At 42.5% G+C, this 20,247-nt stretch carries 22 protein-coding genes; 12 read left to right on the top strand and 10 right to left on the bottom strand.

What is annotated here, in order from left to right; translation table 11 throughout:
• Positions 1 to 18: 18 nt before the first annotated feature.
• The 11 genes from ACEN2L_RS11785 to ACEN2L_RS11735 all read left to right on the top strand — a co-directional run bounded on the left by ACEN2L_RS11785 (position 19) and on the right by ACEN2L_RS11735 (position 10,274).
• A complete protein-coding gene (locus tag ACEN2L_RS11785) occupies positions 19 to 795 on the top strand; it encodes an alpha/beta fold hydrolase (RefSeq protein ID WP_441743939.1) in 777 nt (258 codons plus the stop codon).
• A gap of 82 nt (positions 796 to 877) precedes the next feature.
• On the top strand, positions 878 to 1,597 hold the full coding sequence (gene trmB / locus ACEN2L_RS11780; protein WP_441743937.1) for a tRNA (guanosine(46)-N7)-methyltransferase TrmB: 720 nt from the start codon (positions 878 to 880) through the stop codon (positions 1,595 to 1,597).
• Positions 1,597 to 2,622: a methyltransferase gene (locus ACEN2L_RS11775; RefSeq protein WP_306023788.1), complete on the top strand. Its 1,026-nt coding sequence runs from the start codon at positions 1,597 to 1,599 to the stop codon at positions 2,620 to 2,622. The genes trmB and ACEN2L_RS11775 overlap by 1 nt, the downstream gene beginning before the upstream one ends.
• Positions 2,623 to 2,753: 131 nt before the next feature.
• Positions 2,754 to 4,181 (top strand): glycogen synthase GlgA, encoded by a 1,428-nt coding sequence (glgA, locus tag ACEN2L_RS11770; RefSeq protein ID WP_441743935.1) that lies wholly within the window; start codon positions 2,754 to 2,756, stop codon positions 4,179 to 4,181.
• Between the two features lie 193 nt (positions 4,182 to 4,374).
• Positions 4,375 to 4,509, top strand: a complete 135-nt coding sequence (locus ACEN2L_RS11765; protein WP_441743933.1) for a hypothetical protein — start codon at positions 4,375 to 4,377, stop codon at positions 4,507 to 4,509.
• Between the two features lie 101 nt (positions 4,510 to 4,610).
• Entirely contained in the window at positions 4,611 to 6,281 is a 1,671-nt protein-coding gene (locus tag ACEN2L_RS11760; protein ID WP_441743931.1) for an ATP-binding protein, read from the top strand.
• Between the two features lie 167 nt (positions 6,282 to 6,448).
• Positions 6,449 to 7,156 carry a two-component system response regulator ArcA gene (arcA, locus tag ACEN2L_RS11755; RefSeq protein ID WP_306023785.1) on the top strand — a complete coding sequence of 236 codons (708 nt, stop codon included), beginning with the start codon at positions 6,449 to 6,451 and terminating at the stop codon, positions 7,154 to 7,156.
• A gap of 131 nt (positions 7,157 to 7,287) precedes the next feature.
• Complete coding sequence (locus tag ACEN2L_RS11750; protein WP_306023783.1) at positions 7,288 to 7,794, top strand: TlpA disulfide reductase family protein; 507 nt, start codon at positions 7,288 to 7,290, stop codon at positions 7,792 to 7,794.
• 5 nt (positions 7,795 to 7,799) lie between these two features.
• A complete protein-coding gene (locus ACEN2L_RS11745; protein WP_441743929.1) occupies positions 7,800 to 8,024 on the top strand; it encodes a DUF4266 domain-containing protein in 225 nt (74 codons plus the stop codon).
• Positions 8,024 to 9,331 carry a DUF3570 domain-containing protein gene (locus ACEN2L_RS11740; protein WP_441743927.1) on the top strand — a complete coding sequence of 436 codons (1,308 nt, stop codon included), beginning with the start codon at positions 8,024 to 8,026 and terminating at the stop codon, positions 9,329 to 9,331. The genes ACEN2L_RS11745 and ACEN2L_RS11740 overlap by 1 nt, the downstream gene beginning before the upstream one ends.
• 34 nt (positions 9,332 to 9,365) lie before the next feature.
• A complete protein-coding gene (locus ACEN2L_RS11735; RefSeq protein ID WP_441743925.1) occupies positions 9,366 to 10,274 on the top strand; it encodes an FAD:protein FMN transferase in 909 nt (302 codons plus the stop codon).
• Here the strand turns inward: ACEN2L_RS11735 and ACEN2L_RS11730 are convergent, their stop codons facing one another.
• The 10 genes from ACEN2L_RS11730 to ACEN2L_RS11685 form a co-directional block, all read right to left on the bottom strand.
• Positions 10,275 to 12,182, bottom strand: a complete 1,908-nt coding sequence (locus tag ACEN2L_RS11730) for an endo-1,4-beta-xylanase (protein WP_441743923.1) — start codon at positions 12,180 to 12,182, stop codon at positions 10,275 to 10,277.
• A 94-nt stretch (positions 12,183 to 12,276) separates the two neighbouring features.
• Positions 12,277 to 12,555 (bottom strand): peptidylprolyl isomerase PpiC, encoded by a 279-nt coding sequence (ppiC, locus tag ACEN2L_RS11725; RefSeq protein WP_441743921.1) that lies wholly within the window; start codon positions 12,553 to 12,555, stop codon positions 12,277 to 12,279.
• Between the two features lie 73 nt (positions 12,556 to 12,628).
• Positions 12,629 to 12,934: a hypothetical protein gene (locus ACEN2L_RS11720; protein ID WP_306023778.1), complete on the bottom strand. Its 306-nt coding sequence runs from the start codon at positions 12,932 to 12,934 to the stop codon at positions 12,629 to 12,631.
• A gap of 42 nt (positions 12,935 to 12,976) precedes the next feature.
• Positions 12,977 to 13,684: a hypothetical protein gene (locus tag ACEN2L_RS11715; protein WP_441743919.1), complete on the bottom strand. Its 708-nt coding sequence runs from the start codon at positions 13,682 to 13,684 to the stop codon at positions 12,977 to 12,979.
• The gene (locus ACEN2L_RS11710; RefSeq protein WP_441743917.1) at positions 13,681 to 14,466 is read right to left on the bottom strand and encodes a hypothetical protein; all 786 of its coding nucleotides are present in this window, start codon (positions 14,464 to 14,466) and stop codon (positions 13,681 to 13,683) included. Before ACEN2L_RS11710 ends, ACEN2L_RS11715 begins: the two co-directional genes overlap by 4 nt.
• A complete protein-coding gene (locus tag ACEN2L_RS11705; RefSeq protein WP_441743916.1) occupies positions 14,456 to 14,809 on the bottom strand; it encodes a cupredoxin domain-containing protein in 354 nt (117 codons plus the stop codon). Before ACEN2L_RS11705 ends, ACEN2L_RS11710 begins: the two co-directional genes overlap by 11 nt.
• Positions 14,802 to 16,127 carry an ATP-binding protein gene (locus ACEN2L_RS11700; protein ID WP_441743914.1) on the bottom strand — a complete coding sequence of 442 codons (1,326 nt, stop codon included), beginning with the start codon at positions 16,125 to 16,127 and terminating at the stop codon, positions 14,802 to 14,804. Before ACEN2L_RS11700 ends, ACEN2L_RS11705 begins: the two co-directional genes overlap by 8 nt.
• Positions 16,128 to 16,130: 3 nt before the next feature.
• Positions 16,131 to 16,793 (bottom strand): response regulator, encoded by a 663-nt coding sequence (locus ACEN2L_RS11695; RefSeq protein ID WP_441743912.1) that lies wholly within the window; start codon positions 16,791 to 16,793, stop codon positions 16,131 to 16,133.
• Between the two features lie 71 nt (positions 16,794 to 16,864).
• Complete coding sequence (locus ACEN2L_RS11690; protein ID WP_441743910.1) at positions 16,865 to 17,458, bottom strand: hypothetical protein; 594 nt, start codon at positions 17,456 to 17,458, stop codon at positions 16,865 to 16,867.
• A gap of 71 nt (positions 17,459 to 17,529) precedes the next feature.
• Positions 17,530 to 18,030, bottom strand: a complete 501-nt coding sequence (locus ACEN2L_RS11685) for an FxsA family protein (protein ID WP_441743908.1) — start codon at positions 18,028 to 18,030, stop codon at positions 17,530 to 17,532.
• 315 nt (positions 18,031 to 18,345) lie between these two features.
• On the opposite strand from ACEN2L_RS11685, the gene ACEN2L_RS11680 reads away from it, so the two are divergent.
• Positions 18,346 to 20,199 (top strand): protein-disulfide reductase DsbD, encoded by a 1,854-nt coding sequence (locus tag ACEN2L_RS11680; protein ID WP_441743906.1) that lies wholly within the window; start codon positions 18,346 to 18,348, stop codon positions 20,197 to 20,199.
• The last annotated feature ends 48 nt before the right edge of the window (positions 20,200 to 20,247 follow it).

Below are 20,247 nucleotides of genomic sequence, written 5' to 3'. Positions count from 1 at the left end.
TTTTGCTTCTGAACAGATATGCGGGATAATACCCTATCCCTGACGATTTGGTTTAGTTTACATCCAGTGATTTCTTCTTACCCCGTACATAAGATTGCTCAACCCGTGGTTTTTTTACCGGGTACGCTCTGCGACGAGCGTGTTTTCATGCCCTGTTGGCAATACCTCGACATACCCTATCAAGCGTATGTTCCGCTGCAGTGGGCTGAAGATCTTTCTCAAATGTTAGCCTTAGGCGCTGACAGACTCGATTATTTTGATTCGCCGGTGCATGTAGTTGGTTTCTCGATGGGCGGCTATATTGCCGCCTTACTTGCCTTGCAAAACCCTATCAAAATTGCTTCTTTGACCTTAATTGGCAACACCTGCCAAGCCTTACCTGATGCAAAATTAATCGAGCGAAAAAATCTATTAAAAGCCTTACAGCAAGGTCAGTATAAAGGCATGAGTGATACGCAAATTTTGACGATGCTGCATGAACAAGACACTGATAGAGCAGCCATCATAGGTATTATCCGAGAAATGGAGCAAGACTTAGGCATAGCTACACTAGCCAGTCAGATGAAGGCGACCAACCAACGAAAAAACCTGATACCACAACTCGCCAAAAGTACCTTTACCTGTCATTTTGTTGCTGGCGAGCATGATCAACTAGCGAGCCCGAGCCAATTAAAAGCGACTCAACAGCAAATACCAGACAGCACATTAGAGATTATTGCCGCTGCGGGGCATATGCTACCTTTAGAGCAACCAAAGGTACTTGCAGACCACTTAGCCAAGACGTTAAACCAATGAAGTCCTTGCAATCAAGGATATGCGCCGGATAATGCGCGCTTAAAAGATAATATGATCAAATCAGTCCTTAAGAGTAAGTAACATGAGTCAGTTTAAATCTGAACAAGAAGCCGCAGAGTCCGGTGTCTACATTCGTAAAATTCAAAGCTTTGTAAAACGTGAAGGACGCCTCACAAGTGGCCAAGCCAAAGCACTCGAACAATATTGGCCTAGCATGGGTTTATTGCACACAGATGGCAAACTCGACACTGAGTACACTTTCGGTCGCCAAGCTCCGCTTGTGCTGGAAATTGGATTTGGCATGGGCAAATCTTTGGTTGAAATGGCCAAGAATGAGCCTGACAAAGACTTCATTGGTATTGAAGTACACCGGCCAGGTGTGGGAGCTTGTTTAGCCGAGGCGGCCGAGCATCAAGTGACTAATTTACGTGTTTACGAATACGATGCGGTCGCTGTATTAGCCGACTGTATAGCAGATGCCAGCTTAGCCAGAGTGCAGTTATTTTTTCCTGATCCTTGGCATAAAAAGAAACACCATAAAAGACGTATCGTGCAAGCAGAATTTGTACAAAATTTAAGAACCAAGTTAGCTCTTGGCGGCGTTTTTCATATGGCCACAGACTGGGAAAATTATGCACAGCACATGTTAGAAGTGATGTCTGCTGCGCCCGGTTTTGTTAATCAGTCAGAAAGTGGTGACTATGTGCCCCGTCCCGACCAAAGGCCGCTAACCAAATTTGAGCAACGAGGCCATCGTTTGGGCCACGGTGTGTGGGATTTAATGTTTGAGAAGGTAAATTAATGTTAGCGCCAACCAGTCAGGTATTGCTTAGAAATAGCGAAATTTTTACGTCGGGAAGATGGTTACTTGTTAATCCAGCTGACGCGCATATTTGTCAGGACCTTAGTGATTCAGACGTTTCAGTCTTTCATCAATTTTTTGATATTTACCAACAAAGTCAGCGCTTAGGTGAAGCTGCCAAACATCGCTTTGGAGCTAGCTATACCTCTGACGAGCTGTTTGATGGGGCCGTTATTTACATGCCTAAAGCCAAGGAGCACGCAAAAATGCTATTGGCCAATGTGGCTGCCTGCTTAAAACCCGGCGCACAATTAATGCTAGTTGGCGAGAACAAGAGCGGCGTTAAAAGTGCGGCCAAGTTACTTGAGCCCTACTGCAAACAGGTTAACAAAATTGACTCCGCGCGGCACTGTGCGCTCTTTGGTGGCGAGCTTACTCAAACGGCTAAGCCCTTTGACATTATCGCCTGGCAAACTGTGCAAACTATTGATGTCGCAGGTTTAAGCTATCAGATATGTTCTTTGCCTGGCGTGTTTAGCCATGGTGAAGTTGATATTGGCACTCGCGTTTTATTAGAAAATTTACCTCGATATCATTCTGGACGAGTATTAGATTTTGGTTGTGGTGCCGGCATCATTGGTTGCTTTGTGGCTTTGTCCCAGCCTACAAGTAAAGTGGTCATGGCTGATGTCAGCGCCCTCGCTGTCTATTGTTCAGAACAAAGTGCCTTGCTGAATAAACTGAATGTTGATGTCCAGCCCTCAAACGGCTTGAAAGCTTTGAGCGCTAAATTTACGACAATTATTACTAATCCACCGTTTCATACCGGCATCCAAACCGATTATTCTGTCACTGAAACATTTATTAGCGATTGCAAAAACTACTTAACGTCAGAAGGCGCGTTAATTTTAGTGGCAAATCAATTTTTGCGTTACGCAGAGTTATTGGAAAAACAATTTAAAAACGTTACCTTAGTTCAACAAACAACCAAGTTTAGTGTCTATTCATGTTTACGTGCCCGTTGATATAAAAACTATTCAAAACGTGAGCGACACAATAGTGTAAATCCCAGGGCAACAAAACTGGGCTCTGCGATGACGTAAGTTTAGAGCTGTTTCTGCAATATGGTGGCCCAGGGCCGATTAATAGGATGCTAATGAAAATATTGTTTGTTGTGTCAGAAGTTGAAGATTTAGTAAAAACAGGTGGTTTGGCAGATGTTGCTAAATCTTTGCCACTTGCTCTGAATCAATTGGGCCATGAGGTCACAATTGTCATGCCTTATTACCAAACACTAGCTGACAGATTTAATGCATCTGAATGCGCAGCCAAACAAACCTTGTTTGCTGAGCAACGCGCTTACGAATTTGCCATTCGTGAACTACATTTAGCACACTTACGCGTGCTTTGTGTGGATTATCCGCCCTTTTTTGCGCGTAAGGGCTTATATTCTGACGACTATCACGCCTATGCTGATAACGCAGAACGTTTTGCTTTTTTTGCTCATGCTGCTTTAAAAACAGCGCAAGCGATAAATTTTCAGCCTGATATTGTGCACTGCAATGATTGGCATACGGCGCTCACGCCTTATTTCTTAAGCATTGACGATTCCGGCTTTTTTAACCAATCACGTTCTGTTTTTACCATTCATAATGGCGCTTATCAGGGTACACATCGCTTTGACGATATCCCCTACTTAAGACCTCATTATCAGTTACAACATCAACTTGATGGTGACGCCCTCAACTTTATCCGGATGGGTATCCGTTATGCTAACAAGATCAATGCGGTGAGCCCTAATTACGCCCAAGAGCTGCTTACGCCATTAGGCTCTCATCATTTGTTTAATGAATTTACTCAACGCCGCCAAGATGTATCAGGCATTTTAAATGGCTGTGATTATTCGCAATGGGACCCTATCAATGATCCCCACATCGTTGAACGGTATGACGTTGATAGCTTTCACGGTAAAGCAATTTGTAAAGCCGATTTGCAACGGGAAATGCAGTTACCAAACGAAAAGAATATTCCACTTATTGGCATGGTGTGCCGCTTAACTGAACAAAAAGGCTTCAGTTTTATTTTGCCCATGCTTGAAAAGCTAATGCAACACGAGGTGCAGTTAGTGATTGTCGGCACGGGCGATCCCGATATTTGTCGATTTTTAAACGAGGTTGCACAACGACATCCCGCCAAGTTAGCGTTTCACGAAGACTTTAGTGTCCGTAAAGCTCATATGATCGAAGCAGGCAGTGACTTTTTCTTGATGCCATCTTTATTTGAGCCCTGTGGTTTAAATCAAATGTATAGCTTAGCCTTTGGCACCTTGCCTATTGTTAGGGCGGTGGGAGGACTGAAAGATACGGTAGTGGATCTTGCTGAACACCCGACTGCGGCAACGGGCTTTATTTTTGAGCAACCAGATAGTGCCAGCTTGTTAGCTTGCGTTCAACGAGCACTGTTGTTTTATCATGAATACCCAGAAAATTTTGTTGCCACGCAAAAGCGTGCCATGCATACCCGTTTTACTTGGCAAACGGCTGCGCAAGAATATGAAAAGCTCTATCTTGAGGCCTTATATTAATTTGCATCGCTTGCTAAACAGGTTAGTGTTAGTCAGTATCTTAGGGACATTTAGCTTCCTCGCTCTGGCACTCCCAGAATTGTGTTTACAATCGCCGAGTCGCACAACAGCATGCCCTCAGCTATTATATAAAAAAACCAAAATCGCTATTCCTAGCCTTGCGTTAAACGCCAATGACATCTTGTGTATATGCTTGACTGACATTAAACCTTTAATTAAGCCTAATCCAAGTGCCACTGAAAAAATTGACCACGAGTTAACCTGGCAAGCCTTAACTGAGCGTTATCAGCTGAATAAAGACGAAATTTTAGCGTTAATCAGAGATTGAATTTGTCCAATTATCATTATTTGTATACAGTCATTGTATGCAAGAGTGAAAAGACAGAGCCTGCAATTGCTTGAAATGTAACAACAGCAAAAAAGAGAGTGATGACTAGTTCAGGTATGACCAATAAAACAAAGTTTTTATCAATTAAAAGCCTGATCATTTGGGTTGTGATGGCTATCACCACCCTATCACTTATTGTCGCATCGAGTATTAATCTTTATTCGCAAATCAATTCATACAAAGAAACCTTAATTAGCGACATCCAAGTGATGGCGGCCTTGATCTCTAATGCCTCAGTTGCCGATATACAAAACGACGCTGGCGACGCATTAGAATCACAATTGCAGGTACTTGCCGCAGTCAACTTTATTGAAAATGCTCATATTTATAGACTGCTGGAAAACGGCGAGCCCGCTTTTTTTGCCAGCTATAACAAGACAGGTATTGCGCCAGTAAAGTCGCGCGCAGAGCAAAGTGAAGAGCTAGCAGACGTCATCATAACTGGCAACCTTGCTGAGGTAATTAAACCAATTTATGAAAATGAAACAGGCAAACTCATTGGTTATATTTACCTCAGAGCCTCTGCTGAAGAAGTTGATGAGCACATCAGTGAGTCAATCATACAAACCTTGTTTGTGCTAATCGCCTGTGTTGTGGTGTGTTTTATCCTCACCCTTAGATTGCAACGAGCCATCACTCACCCTATCAAAAATTTGGTCGTATTGGTGCAACGTATTACCCGGCAAAAAGACTTTTCAAATCGAGCCGAACTTAACGGTATAAAAGAGTTAGATATTCTGATTGAAGCCTTTAATGGTATGTTAGAAAGAACTCAAGGTCATATTCAGCGCCAAGCTGACGCAGAAAATGAATACCGCACTCTCAATGTCAGTTTAGAAGAAAAAGTCAATCATCGTACCTTAGCCTTAAAAGAAGCAAATGCTGAACTCATTCAAACCTTAGAAAAGCTCCATCAATTTCAGCGCCAAATGGTCCAGAACGAAAAAATGGCATCTTTGGGCGATATGGTAGCAGGTGTCGCACACGAAGTTAATACGCCTATTGGTCTTGGCGTAACAGCCTCTACTATGATGTTAGACAGGCTAGTAGACCTGCGTAAGGCCTTTGAAGATAAAACGCTCAAAGCCAGCTCTCTTGCTAAATTTATTGCTGAAAGTGAAGAAAATCTAAATATTATCTATCGAAACCTAAATCGTGCTGCCGAACTTATCTCGAGTTTTAAACAAGTGGCGGTTGATCAAACCTCTGAAAATAATCGCATTTTTTGTTTCAGTAAGTTGATGGACGAAATTTTAATGTCAATGCGGCCTAAGTTAAAACGCGTAGAGCATGAAATAAAGATCCATTGTGATGACAGTTTGTACATAGAATCAAAGGCCGGCCCTATTAACCAAATCATGATCAATTTAATCATGAACTCCATTATTCACGGCTTTGAATTTATCGAACATGGCATTATCGATATCAACATCGAGATGCAAGATGAGAAAAAAGTATGTATTACGTTCAAGGATAATGGCAAAGGTATACCAGAGCCATTACGTAAACGTATTTTTGATCCCTTCGTCACCACCAAACGAGGGCAAGGTGGCAGTGGCTTGGGTATGCATTTGGTCTATAACCTCGTGACACAAGCACTGAATGGTTCAATTTCTGTGCAAAGTGAAAATGACAAGGGTGTTGAATTTAAAATAATTTTCCCTGTCAAACGGGTGGATCCGTCAGAAATGCCTCGCAGCGCCTTGTTTTAAAACAAGGGATGGGGCGTAATCAAGGATGAAATTTACTGAATAATACGAATTTGCGCTAAATATGCGTAATAATCTCGTGTTTTTATAAATTTTATCTAGATAAAACCCTGATTTTTAGATATTTTCTGATAAACTTTTAACCAAATTTATTAACATGGCGTTAAATTATGCAGACTCCTAATATTTTAATTGTTGAAGATGAAGTCGTTACCCGCACGACGCTAAAAAGTTTGTTTGAAGCGGAAGGTTATAACGTATTTGAAGCTGAAAATGGCGAGCAAATGCATGACTTTTTTGAAAACAATAACATTAACCTCGTTATTATGGATATTAATTTACCGGGTAAAAACGGCTTGATCTTAGCTCGTGAAGTGCGCGGTCGTAAAAATATCGGCCTTATTTTCCTTACTGGCCGTGATAACGATGTTGACCGTATACTTGGTTTAGAAATCGGTGCAGACGATTATTTAACGAAACCCTTTAATCCTCGTGAACTAACTATCAGAGCACGTAATTTATTAGCCCGTACCAGCAATACTAATGAAGATGATGACTTACCCAGTCGTGTAAACTTTAATGGATGGGTATTGGACGGCGATAGCCGTAGTTTGATTTCTCCAAGCAGTAAAGAATTCCGCTTACCACGCAGTGAATTCCGTGCCTTACATTTGTTTTTAAGCAACCCAGGTAAAATTCTTACTCGTGAACAATTAATATTAGAAATGACTGGTCGTGAATTACGTCCGAATGACCGTACCGTAGATGTCACAATACGTCGTATACGTAAGCATTTTGAATCAGAAATTAATGCAGATGATTTGATTGTCACCATTCATGGTGAAGGCTATCGTTTTTGTGGTTCGGTAGACGCATAAGCAAACAACCACCTTATGTTTGTTTAAAAGCAGCTTTGGCTGCTTTTTTAATGCCTAATTTTCTTTGTTAAGCTTGGTTTAAGTTTCAGCCCCTATTGTGTTTCCTATACGTGATACTTAGGAACATCCCCTTGAAGTTTATTAAATCTGCCCTTGTTATTTGTAGCCTTGGGTTTTCTATGGCCACAACATCTGCTGCTCAAGATTTACCTCAAAAGGCCCAAACTGCGCCTAACTTTACTATTCAAACTGAGCAACTTTCTGGCTCCTTGACAGACCTTAAAGGCAAGGTCGTTTATGTTGATTTTTGGGCGAGCTGGTGTAAACCCTGCCGTAAATCGTTTCCTTGGATGAACGAAATGCAAGCCAAGTACCCAGAAAAGTTACAAATCATAGCGATAAACTTAGATGCCGAACCCGAATTGGCCGCCGCGTTTTTAGATAACGTACCGGCCACCATGCCCATTGTCTATGACCCTCAAGGCGAAATTGCTTCAGCCTATCAGCTTTTAGGTATGCCAAGCAGTTATCTAATAGATAAAAAGGGCAACTTACGTTTAGCACACAAGGGCTTTTTCACTGAGAAAAAAGCCCTGTATGAACATGAAATTACCACTTTAATCAACGAACAGGAGTAGACCCAATGCGTCATAAGGTTCTAAAAATTAGCTTACTTTTATTATTAGTCCAGCTTGCGGGCTGCGCCAGTCTTGGTGTTCAACCCTGGGAAAGAGATCTATTAGCAAAAGACGAAATGGCCCTTGACGCTGAAGGTGTCGACCTTGCTCTTGACGACCATATTTATTTTAGTAAAGAAGCCACTAGCGGCGGTAGAGCCTTTGCCGGTGGAGGTTGTGGATGCAACTAATGAATAAACCAATCAATATCAGCAGCGCATTAGCGGCAGCCACGTGTGCACTTTTGGGTGCGCCTAATGCCAATGCGGCAGACACAGATGAGCTTTGGAAGTTTGATACCGCGTTAATGTACTATGGTGAAGTCGACCGTGTTACCGCAGTAGAGGCCATTATAGGTGCCACTAAAGATTTTGGTGACGAGCACATTTTTAGCGGTAAAGTGACTATCGATGGCCTAACTGGCGCCTCTGCCACTGGTGCGGTAGCGCAGCCTGTTGCACAAACCTTTACCCGCCCTTCAGGTGACGGCAATTATGTAACAGGCGCAGGTGAAACGCCTTTAGATGATACCTTTCATGATACGCGTGTGCAGTTAACTGCGCAGTGGACTCAACCTATTGCCGAGAATATGCGCGCCAGTGTCGGGGTCAATTTTTCAAATGAATACGATTATATGTCGTTTGCCGTGAATGGCTCTGTGGCTTATGACTTAAATCAAAAGAATACAACTCTATCTCTTGGCTTATCTTATGCCTTTGACACAATTAAACCAGAGGGCGGGATTCCTTTAGCATTTTCATCAGTAGCGATTAAGCCCTATAGCGATGACAGTGAAAATGAGCAAGAAAATGAAGACGAATATGAAGACGACTTTAACCGTACCCGCGTTGACGATTCAGATAACAAAAATACCATAGACTTAATGTTAGGGCTGACCCAAGTGATTAATCGACGCATGATCATGCAGTTTAATTATGGCTTGTCGCTGGTAGATGGCTATACCACTGATCCTTTTAAAATATTGTCGGTGGTGAACGAGCAAGGGCTTACTCAAGATTTGTTATATGAAAACCGGCCCGATACCCGCACACGCAACAGTTTTTATTGGCAAACAAAATACGCCTTAGACTTTGGTGTTGCTGATATCTCTTATCGTTTTGCCACTGATGATTGGAAAATTGACTCGCACACGATTGACTCACGTCTGCGTATTAACTTGTCTGACACCAGCTACCTACAACCGCACTTTCGCTACTATCAACAAGGCGCAGCAAAATTTTACCGTCCCTTCTTAATGGAAGGAGATAACGTGCCTGAATTTGCCAGTGCTGACTATCGCTTAGGTGAGATGACCGCCTATACGGTGGGTTTAAAATACGGCATGGAATTGGACAATGGTGATGAATTAGCCTTTAGACTAGAATATTATCAACAAACGCCTAAAAATGCCGGTTTTAATGAACCAGGCGCGTTACAAGATGTTGACTTATATCCCAGTTTGAAAGCGGTGATTGCCCAAGTGAGTTATCGGTTTTAAGCTATCATTACAGTGATAACTGACAGGCAAGACATTGAGCACGAAATCAACTCAACACGGCTATACCATTGAAAGAAAAAGCGACCACTTTTGTGGTCGCTTTTTTGCCATGGGCAGCCCTTGTGAATTATTAATTGATTCGACCGACGAGCAACTCGCTCATCATCTAACATCACTGGCCTATGGTGAAAGCAAGCGCATTGAGCAGAAGTTTAGTCGGTATAAGGCTGACAATTTACTACATCAAATCAATCATGCGGCTGGTCTTGAAGTAGCAATAGATGACGAAACCCACCGCCTGCTTAAATTTGCCGATACCTGTTATCACCTGAGTGATGGTATGTTTGATTTAAGTTCTGGCGTGTTGCGCAAAGCCTGGCAGTTTGATGGCTCAGACCGTATCCCCAGCGCCGATACCGTTAATCAGTTATTGCCCTTGATTGGTTGGTCTAAAGTGAAACTTTCAACTAAGCATATTCAGCTACCCATAGGAATGGAACTCGACTTAGGGGGAATTGGCAAAGAATATGCTGTCGATAGTGTTGCAAAACAGTGCGCACAAGAAGCAGCAGGTGTATCTGTGGTGGTTAACTTTGGTGGCGACATCCAAGTTACCCAAGCACGCGTAAACGAGCAGTATTGGCACATTGGTATTGAGAGCATTACTGACGACGGCGCAGCGGCCAAACTGCTGAAAATAAAGAGTGGTGGTTTAGCAACTAGCGGGGATTCTCGGCGGTTTTTGCTAAAAAATGGCAAACGGTACAGCCACATTTTGAATCCTTTAACGGGTTATCCCATTGAGGATGCACCGCGCTCAGTCACGGTTGTCGCGTCACATTGTATACAAGCAGGACTACTTGCTACTTTAGCATTGTTACAAGGCCCTGCTGCTGAGTCATTTTTACAAAGTCAAAACGTGCAATTTTGGTGTTATCGATAACTAGGGTATAACAAATTCAAGGTTATTGTTGCTGTCAGCCCCAATACTAAAGTCAAAAGTATGTACCACTCCAGCAACAGTAACGCTTACTTCATAGTCGCCGTAAAAACCACGTTGCTGATACACACCCGCTTCGTTGGTTTGACCACTGAAGTTGTTCCACCACGTTTTATATATGAGATTTTGCCACGCCTCGCCATTGGGCTTAATTTGCCAATTTTGCGAATACATGGCCCCCTTCGGTAGCCAATGACGTCCAGCCCAAAACCCCCAGGCTTGCACGCCAACTGTGGCTGGATGACTAAAAAAGATAGTTAAAAAGTCGCGAGTGAAGTCTGCTTGTAGCGAAGTGTCTGCTGTATTGACGTCAAATTCTGTAGCGCGGATAGCCAATTCTGGAAAGGCGCGATGGTAGCGTTCAATTAAGTCATAAATTGCCGTAATAGCCGTGAGGTTTTCACTAAAGTGACTTTGCAAACCAATGCCTGTGATAGGAGCATTGTTGGTTTTAAGATATTCAATGGTGTCTTGATAATGTTGTTGGTGAGCACTATTACGCCCGCCGCCAGATAAAATTGAGTAATCATTAATATACAGTGCTTGCTCGGGCAAGTTGAGTCTTGCTTGGTTAAACCAATCGAGCATGACATTATTGCCAAAAGCATCCATTAAATAGTGATTGTCAAAAGGCTCATTTAGCACGTCCCATTCATCTACATAAGCTTTAGTAGCTTGCGTAATGTCATCAATATGATCTAAAACCACTTGCTTCACTGCTGGATCGGCTTGACTAGGATCGTCGGGTAAATAGGACTGAACAAGAAGAGGCAAATTGCGTTTTGAGGGCCATACCAGAACGTGTCCTCGTGTATAAACCTTGTTCGTTTTTAGCCAATTGAGTGCAGCAATTGTTTGCTGTTGATTAAAGCTTTCGCCCCACTCTCCTGCCCACGGCGCCCATTTCAAATCGTTTTCGGTGCCTGACTGATTAAAGTTTGCCAGCAGCGTTTCTCTGTATTTGTCGCCATCAGAGGATTGCTGCATCAGCATGTCTGCCGCTACCACAGAGCCGAAGTGATAAGCATGGCGCAAAAAATTGATTTGTAGGTTTGTATTAGTAAGCGCATTGCCAGCACCGTCTTTGATGGTCAAGCTAAAGTCACCTTTACGAACGGCCTCAATGCGCTCCTCTGCTGCTTGTCGCCAAGCTGCATCGGACGCTCTGCCATCATAACTCAACTCCGTTTTTGGCAAACTTTCTAGACTCACTGACTGACCATAATTGTATAAAGCAATACCACCAATTTCGTAAGTTTGCGCTTTATTCCCTGCACCTACGCCAAATTTTAGCTGGAGCTCCCCTTTGGCAAAGTCCTGTGCAACTTGAACCGGTATTAAATATTCTTGCCACTCACTGTCACTGGTTATTTCCCTCTCCACATATTTAGTGTAGTCAGGAGCCGGACTCTCCATAAATACGGTAACAAAGCCACTACCACTTTCTGAGGTAGTAAAAGTGGTTCGAAAATACAAATGAACCAACATAACATCATCTTTAGTGACCGCTTTGTTCAAGGGGATCAGGATCTGACCATTCCAATAATCACCTTCTGGTTTTAGCACTTCTATTTTCAAGGCTTGGTTAAAATTAGCGTGAGTGGCGTCCACTACGTTCAGTTTAGCCACGGGATTAGCAGCATCACCTAAATAAGATATTGGCTGTAAAGCCTCGCTACTGGAGATGAGCAACTCACCACCCGCAGGGATGTTAACAGGTGTTGGAGGAGGTGGTGTTAACGGCGGTGCAACAGGCGGTGGGGCGGTTACGGTAGGGGTATTTCCGTCCCCCGAACTACCACAGGCAACTAACAACAGCCAAACTACACACCCTAAATAACACAGCTTCATTTCACACCCCTTTTTACGCAAATGACATCAATAAACAAGCAGGATGTTATTAGATTGTAAATAAGATAAGTGAGCCATGTAATATTTTGTTTTTTTAATTGCGATATAGCGTTTTTATTAAATGATAGCCAAATTGGGTTTTTACTGGACCATGCACTTCTAAAATTGCTTTTTTAAACACCACATTATCGAATGCCTTGACCATTTGCCCCGGTCGAAACTCACCTAAATCGCCGCCTTTTTTGCCAGAGGGACACAAAGAATGTTTTTTGGCTAACTGCTGAAAATTACCACCTTTGTCTAATAGGGCTTTAATCTTGAGCGCTTCAGCTTCGGTTTTTACTAATATGTGGCAGGCACAGGCTTTCATCATGGTGATTACTTTTTAGTTGATTGGATAAACGCTATGTTTAAACACAGCAGAAGTTCAAAAACAATGTTTATACTCAAATATCACTTTGTCTTTTAAATAGAAATAAGCTCAAACTTACCAGCGGAATGAGCGCAGATGACCAAATAATAGAATAGACCAGCACGCTCATTAAGCCTTCAGCGGCTTGTATCGCCGCTGATGTGCTCATAATTGCACTGGTAATAAGGGCTAATACTAGCGTAATCACCGTCATCCACGCCGATGAAAAACAGTATGCTCGTGGCAGTAAAGACTCTGCTGCGTACCACATTAACCACGCAGGGGCACTGATCAAAATAAGCAACAACACAGTGATTAAAATGATGACAGCCGTTTCCAAATCAGATTCCTTGTTGAATCGAGGTTAATTTAAAATGCCTAGTTAAAACTCGTATTCAATTGCAAAACGCAGTGTCCTGTCTTTACTGTTGCCATTAAAGCCTGCAATAGCAGCAAGTTCCCACTTTAATTGTTTAATACCACTGTAGCGATGGACGCCCATAAACGCAGGGCCTATACCCACAAAATCTTCACCGGTGTAGATTTCGATAGCGGGTTGTACTTCGGGCATAAACCGATAACGATACTGCAACCTAAATTCGGTTTCGAATTCATTGGGTACATTTTCACCCCACTCATAAATAAGCAGTGCATTTAATGTTAAGCTGGTACGGACAAATTCTTTTTCAAACAATACACCAGTGGTAAATTCAAAATTATTATCATCGTGCTGTTTTTCAAACTCAAACAATAGGCCCCAATCTGCCCAATATTGGCCTTGATCAGTTAACATGTAACGCGCTTCTAGTTCTATCCCCTGTAAACCGTAATCATCAGACTCATCGCGCTGCCCGCTAATATACGCTTCGATGATCAGGTACTCTGACACAGCTTGTCCATAGGCAAAACGTTGGGCCAAGACATTTTTATCATCAGTTTGACGAGAGGTAAAACGCCACTCAAATTTACGTTCATTGGCTATCACTAAAGGATGATATACCTTGTCTACCGGATTTCCGTCAGCCCAAACCTGCGTAATTCCCCCCCAGATGCTCATCACTAAGCACATTATTTTTGACTTGGTTTTCACTGGCTTTCACCTCTATGTGTTTGGGTGGCGATTCGATTCCACCAGTACCGAGCAATGATCGGGAATATAATGAGCGGCAAATACAAGCCAATTTGCAGCGTTGTAGGGGTGGCGGCATAGCCAATGAGTACATTTAATAAATGGCCATACTCTGACTCATTATCTACCAGCCATTGTGTGTTCCATATCGGTGCTGCGTCACTGATAACATCCACTTGCACCAGTAAATTGATGGCGTTCACTAGCTGCCCTGTAGCAAAAACAAGCAATACCAGCCAAGGTGCAAAAACGCCGTTTTTGCGGTTTAACCAATGAGTAAAGAAATACAACAAAATCGCTAAACTCAAGCAAATTCCTAAGCCTAAAAGCGTGCCAATCAACATCGACTGCAAGGCATTTTGCTGATTTAAATAACCATTAAAATACAATAGAAAGTTTGTACCCTTGGCTACAATAATTAGCACCAATAAACCACAAGCCATAATTTGATTAACACGAGAAATATCATGGCTGGAAAAAAGAAGGGGTGAAACCCCTAGCAAAACCACCAAACAATATATAAAAAAGTGTAAACACCACAAGGTGATCTCTAAGCCCGTGCCTGCAAACATTTCACCGAGCACATCCACTTGTTGAATAAAAATAAGTGAGCAAGCTAACCCTGCAAACAAGGATCCAATAAAAACCCGTTTAGACAATTGAACTTGACCCAGTAATAAACCAATCAATACAAATATGGGTAAGGCGTCCCGTAAAAATAAAATAACGGTATTAATTAACATCACCGCCTCCCGCTTCTTTTACAACAACCACCGTACCTCTGGCAGAATTAGGATTGTATTCACCGACAAAATCGTACTCTCCAGGCTGTAATGGCCCAATGAAGATATAGGTTTTACGTTTGGCAAAAATGACCTTTTGTCGGTTCAAAGAGAAACTATCGAATTCTTCAGGGGTATCGTCTTGATTGTGAATAATCAGTTTGACTTTTTTGCCTGCAGGAATGGTGATCCGAGAAGGAAAAAACAAATGGTCTTTTAGCACTAATTCATATTCAGTGACTGCCAATAAGGACGAGCTGAATACCATCAGTAGCAATAAAAAGTAGCGACTCAACTTAAACAAGCTCGGCTCCTTTTTGTGAAAACCTAAGCTCAACGGCTAAGCCGCCTAATGTCTCTGAATGACTGAGAGAAAGTGTAGCATGATGTAATTGAGCAATGTGTTTTGCAATCGCTAAACCTAGGCCACAGCCGGGCACATTGCTCGCGTGTCTGTCCCCACCGATGCGATAAAAACGTTCAAAAACAAGGGCGTATTCGGATGGGGCCATACCAGGGCCTGAATCTTCCACGTTAACCACGATTTCACCTTTGAGTTGACGTAAGGTGACCCGAATTTGTCCAAAATCGGGCGTGTATTTACTGGCATTTGAAATTAAGTTTTGCAGTAAAATTTCTAGCGCAAATTCATCACCCACCACATGACCACATTCACCCAATAACTCAATCTCTTGTTGTTTTTGCGCGATTTGCGGGTACACCGTAGCAATCACATTTTGGCACAAGGTTGTTAAATCCAACCTGACAAATTTGCCTCTGTACTGTTCGGGATTGGTGCGATTCAGTAATAATATTTGCTCAACCACATGACTCATACGCTCTATCCCTTGCTGTAAAAATGTCATATTAGTCATTGGTTGTTGCTGGGCTTGTAATTCAATGGCCAGATTGTGTGCGTTTATTTTCAAAACACTTAAGGGCGTACGCAGCTCGTGAGCTGCATCAGAGGCAAAACGTTTTTCACGCACAAAAGCCGATTCCAAACGTTCAAACAATTGGTTTAAGGTATTTACGACTGGCACTAACTCGGCGGCTTGAGGAATGGCAGATAAAGGACGAAGATCATCAGCTTTTTTAATTTTTAAGGCTTCAGACAATAAATTAAGTGGCAATAACCCTCGGCTAATAATTAGAAAGGTCAATGCCGCCAAAATAGCAATGGAAATAACCAAAGGGGTTACCGCAGCCAAAATCACGTTTTCTGCTAATTCAAAACGGTAACTCAGTGGCTGAGCCACGATAATCCATTGATTTTGCTCAGCAAGCCAATGGCTGTAAGTACGCCAGCGCTGGGCTAAAAAATTATTTTCGCCAAAGCCCTCCGAAAAATTACCTATTGCTGATGTGAGCTGCTGATTAGAAGAAACCAATACATGATTATCTTGCCAAATCTGAAAAGTAAAAGCACTTTGGTCCAGGTCAATCTTGCTTGAAGAGTGCAAAGAGGTGGATGCCAAAATCAAGGCCAAAGACTTCAGCTCGTCATCAAACACTGACGCCGCTTTTAACATACTACTGCGATACCCTTGAATTGCTGAAGCAAAGGTCACCAGGGTAATCACTGAAATCAGTATTAAGGTGAGATAGCGGCGAATTGACAAAGTCTAGTTGCCCTTAGCCACACTATACCCCACCCCACGTATGGTCTTGATAAACCCATCAGGTAGTTTTTTACGTAAGTGATGGATGTGGACCTCAATGGCGTTACTGGCGACTTCTTCACCCCATTCGTACAACTTAGACTCTAATTGCTCACGAGATTGAATGCGCCCTGCTTGCTCCATGAGAATTTTTAACACCATAAACTCTTTACGGGGAAGTTCTAACGTGGTGTCAGCAATGTTCACCACATGAGAGGCTGAATCAAGACTCACGTCTTTTATTTTTATAATGCTACTGACCGCTGTACCCAGACGACGTTCGATAACACGCAGGCGTGCGATGAGCTCAGCCACATCGAAAGGCTTACTTAAATAATCGTCAGCGCCTTGATCCAAGCCTTTAATTTTGTCTTCTATGGAATCCCGGGCGGTCAGTATTAACACGGGCATTCGGTTATTGTGCTGACGAATTCTTTTTAACAGACTCAAACCATCCATATCAGGCAAACCCAGATCCAATACCAACATGTCGCATTCGTTGGTTTGTACCGTCAGCCAAGCAGATTTAGCATTATTAACGTGATTAGCGGTAAATCCTTCCGCACGTAATGATTGATGTAAGCCTCTGGCTAATTGCATGTCATCTTCCACTAACAGTATTCGCATGCTGTTCTCTTACGTCGTTATTTCTTTAAATTTGAACAATATTAACAGGATAGTGCAAAAAATGAGGTCAATTACTTGTGAATTTTTGCCAACATTTGTTTAGCACGAAGTAATTCAAAGTCAATCCAACTGATGTGGGGGTTCTGATCCGCTATATTTATCGCTGTTTGCAAGTATTTTTGCGCTTGCGGATACGCTTTATGATCGAACCAATACTCCCCTATTCGTAAATTACTCATGATCCCTTGAGGATCCACTTCCAAGGCTTTTTCTAACAATTTTTCTGCCATAGGCTGGCTGCCGAAAGAGAACGGCCACCCTGGAGTATTGTGGTATAAATGGCCCAATTCGGCATAGGTTAACTCGGCAAACACTAGGGGATCTAAACGTAGAGCATGTTGCAATTCATCGCGGGCCTGTTTAGCGAGCTTTAGCCCCTCGATACCGGGAAATTGACTGGCGTAAAATGCTTTTATTAAACCACTGATAGCTGAGGCTTGGGGGTCGTTGGGATTTTGCTTACTTAAAATTTGTGCGTCTTTGACAAACTGTTGCAACAGCGTTTTATCAAGCTCTTGGGAATTAAAGACAGTAGAATTCTGCCAGTTTTCATACAATGCAGACACCGCCTCGTCATGGGCCCAAACACTAAGGCTCTGCGCCATGAATAGACACATCAAACATACGCGGCACAACATAATCAACGACCACCCCAATCACGAAACAGGGGGATAGATTAGTCTGGTTTTCTTAAGCCTTGCTTAATCGACTCGTCCTTTGTTTCATACTCACCTTCAATGATGTCACCCTCATTCGAAGACCTGCTGGTATATTCAGTTTGCGAGTGACTGTAATTTGTTTGAGCGGAACCGTTTTGCACCACCCTGACTACTAAGCGCGTTAACATGGCTTTAGCAATCAAAGGACGCGTTAAGGGCAAGCACAGTACGATACCAAAAATATCAGTAATAAATCCTGGGGTAACCAACATCACGCCGGCGATAACCAACAATAGCCCTTCCGCCATTTCTTGACCGGGCAATGTACCACCCTGCATTTTTTGTTGGGCAGTCATTAAGGTATGCAAGCCTTGCTGCCTGACTAAATGCGCACCTAAAAAGGCGGTAATAATAACGATAGCAACGGTGTTCCACCCGCCAATAATTTCGCCTACATGAATAAGTAAGGTAATTTCTAATATTGGAAGGATGGCGAATAACAGGAATAATTTGCCCACGGCGGTCTCAATTTAGCTAAAGTGAATTAAACAAAAAAGCAAAAGCGCTTTGTTAAGAAGGTAACATACAAGAGAGCCTAAAATAAGATGAAAGTTCAATGCGGTTAAGCGGGTCACCTTGGTCTGAAAAGAAAAAGTCACAGACAAACGTAGATGATAATGCGGTGAGACTTTAAATTACGCACATTTAATTTTGTGTTAAGTAATCAAAGAGTAGACTAAGGCCGTTAAAGGTATTGAGGCTATATAAACGTCAGCTCAGCACTTTCATTTTTTTAAACGCGAAACTATTTAATGACGGAAATGAATAAAACAATGTTAAACACAAAAAGTTACTGGTTATTAGCCTGTTTGGCCTACCTATTTTTAGCTCTTCCCCTTAACGCTCAGCAGTCGGATGCCTTTGCTGATTTGTTCACTGAAGAGCCTGAGTTTTTGCCCGTAGATGAGGCGTTTCAGTTTGAATTTACTCAAATGGATAAGCAACTCGTATTGAGTTGGACGGTCGCCGATGGTTACTATCTTTATAAGAAGCAGTTTAAAACCGTGGTTAAAAATGCTGAATTAGCCGATCCTCAATTTCCTCAATCTGAACAAATTGAAGATGAATTTTTTGGTGTATCAGAGGTGTTTCGTCACCAATTAAATATCACTTACCCCATCGTCCAGTCTGTTCAAGATGGCGTAGTAAAAATTCAATACCAAGGCTGTGCCGATGCCGGTTTATGTTATCCACCCACCATAAAGGTGGTTTATTTAGATGAAGTCGATGGGCCTGCCCTTTTAACCCAAACCAGCGGCTCGGCTGAAAATCCTACACCCAAATCGACACCTTCGACTAACAGCCAAGATAGCGCACCTGTATCTCAACAGTTCGAGCTTGCTGATTTACTCGCCAGCGATAAAAGCATGTCTTGGAGTTTATTTTTGTTTTTTTTGTTGGGTATTGGCTTAGCATTTACCCCTTGTGTGTTTCCGATGTACCCCATTTTGTCCGGGATTGTGATAGGACAAGGTAAGGGAATTAGTACCTCAAAGGCATTTAGTTTGTCGTTTATATATGTGCAAGGTATGGCGCTGACCTATTCCATATTGGGTTTAGTGGTGGCTTCAGCTGGCGTACAGTTTCAAGCAACTTTGCAGCACCCAGCTATATTAATCAGTTTAATCGTGATTTTTGTCTTGTTGGCCATTGTAATGTTCGGCGCTTACGAGTTGCAAATGCCCTCAAGCTGGCAAGAAAAACTCAATGCCATGAGTAACAAACAAAAAAGTGGCAGCTACATTGGGGTGTTTGTTATGGGTGCCATCTCTGGCTTAGTTGCATCCCCTTGCACCACCGCTCCGCTTACTGGCATTTTGTTGTATATCGCCCAAAGTGGTAATTTAGTACTTGGCTTTAGCGCCCTGTACGCGCTGAGTTTAGGCATGGGCATTCCGCTCATATTATTTGGCATTACAGGCGGTAAACTCTTACCTAAAGCGGGTAACTGGATGAATATTGTCAAGGTGACCTTTGGTTTTATGATGTTAGCCGTGGCGTTAATCTTTGTTGAACGTTTACAAAGTTATGTTCCACACGTTGCGATTGATCTTGCTTGGGCGGTGCTTGGACTCGCCAGTTTTAGTTACTTTTTTGTAATGAACCAAGAAAGCAAATTATCCTTCTTTAAAGGATTACGAGCTTTGGTTATTTTTGTCGGGCTGATGGCATCAGGTTTATACGCCTACCTCACTATTGCGCCTATTTTTAGTCATCAAACTTTGTCAAACGCTGTTAAATCTCAACAGGCACCAGTACAACACCCCGATTTCATCTTAGTGAAAGACCTCGAAGACTTTAAGGCTAAAGTCGCTGCTGCCAATGCACAGGGCAAAACCGTGATGTTAGATTTGTACGCTGATTGGTGTGTGGCTTGTAAAGAATTCGAAAAATTTACCTTTCCCGCCCCACCAGTAGTTGAAGCCCTGAGTAATAGTGTTTGGATGCAAATTGACCTAACTGACAATACGCCGCTTAACTTACAATTTCAGGAGTATTTTTCAGTATTAGGATTACCTACCATTCTATTTTTTAATGAACAGGGCGAAGAAGTCGAATCAGCTCGCGTCACGGGTTTTATGAAAGCCCAGCCCTTTGCAGCTCACGTTAATCAGATATTCAACTAGTACAAGTAGTAAGCAGACTCTAAGCCATGAGTCCGCTTGTTTGCTACC

This window comes from Flavobacterium sp. W21_SRS_FM6 (genome assembly GCF_052119645.1).
Classification (GTDB): domain Bacteria; phylum Pseudomonadota; class Gammaproteobacteria; order Enterobacterales; family Alteromonadaceae; genus Paraglaciecola.
Note: the sequence above shows the minus strand (reverse complement) of the source record. Positions and strands in the feature narration are given on the sequence as shown.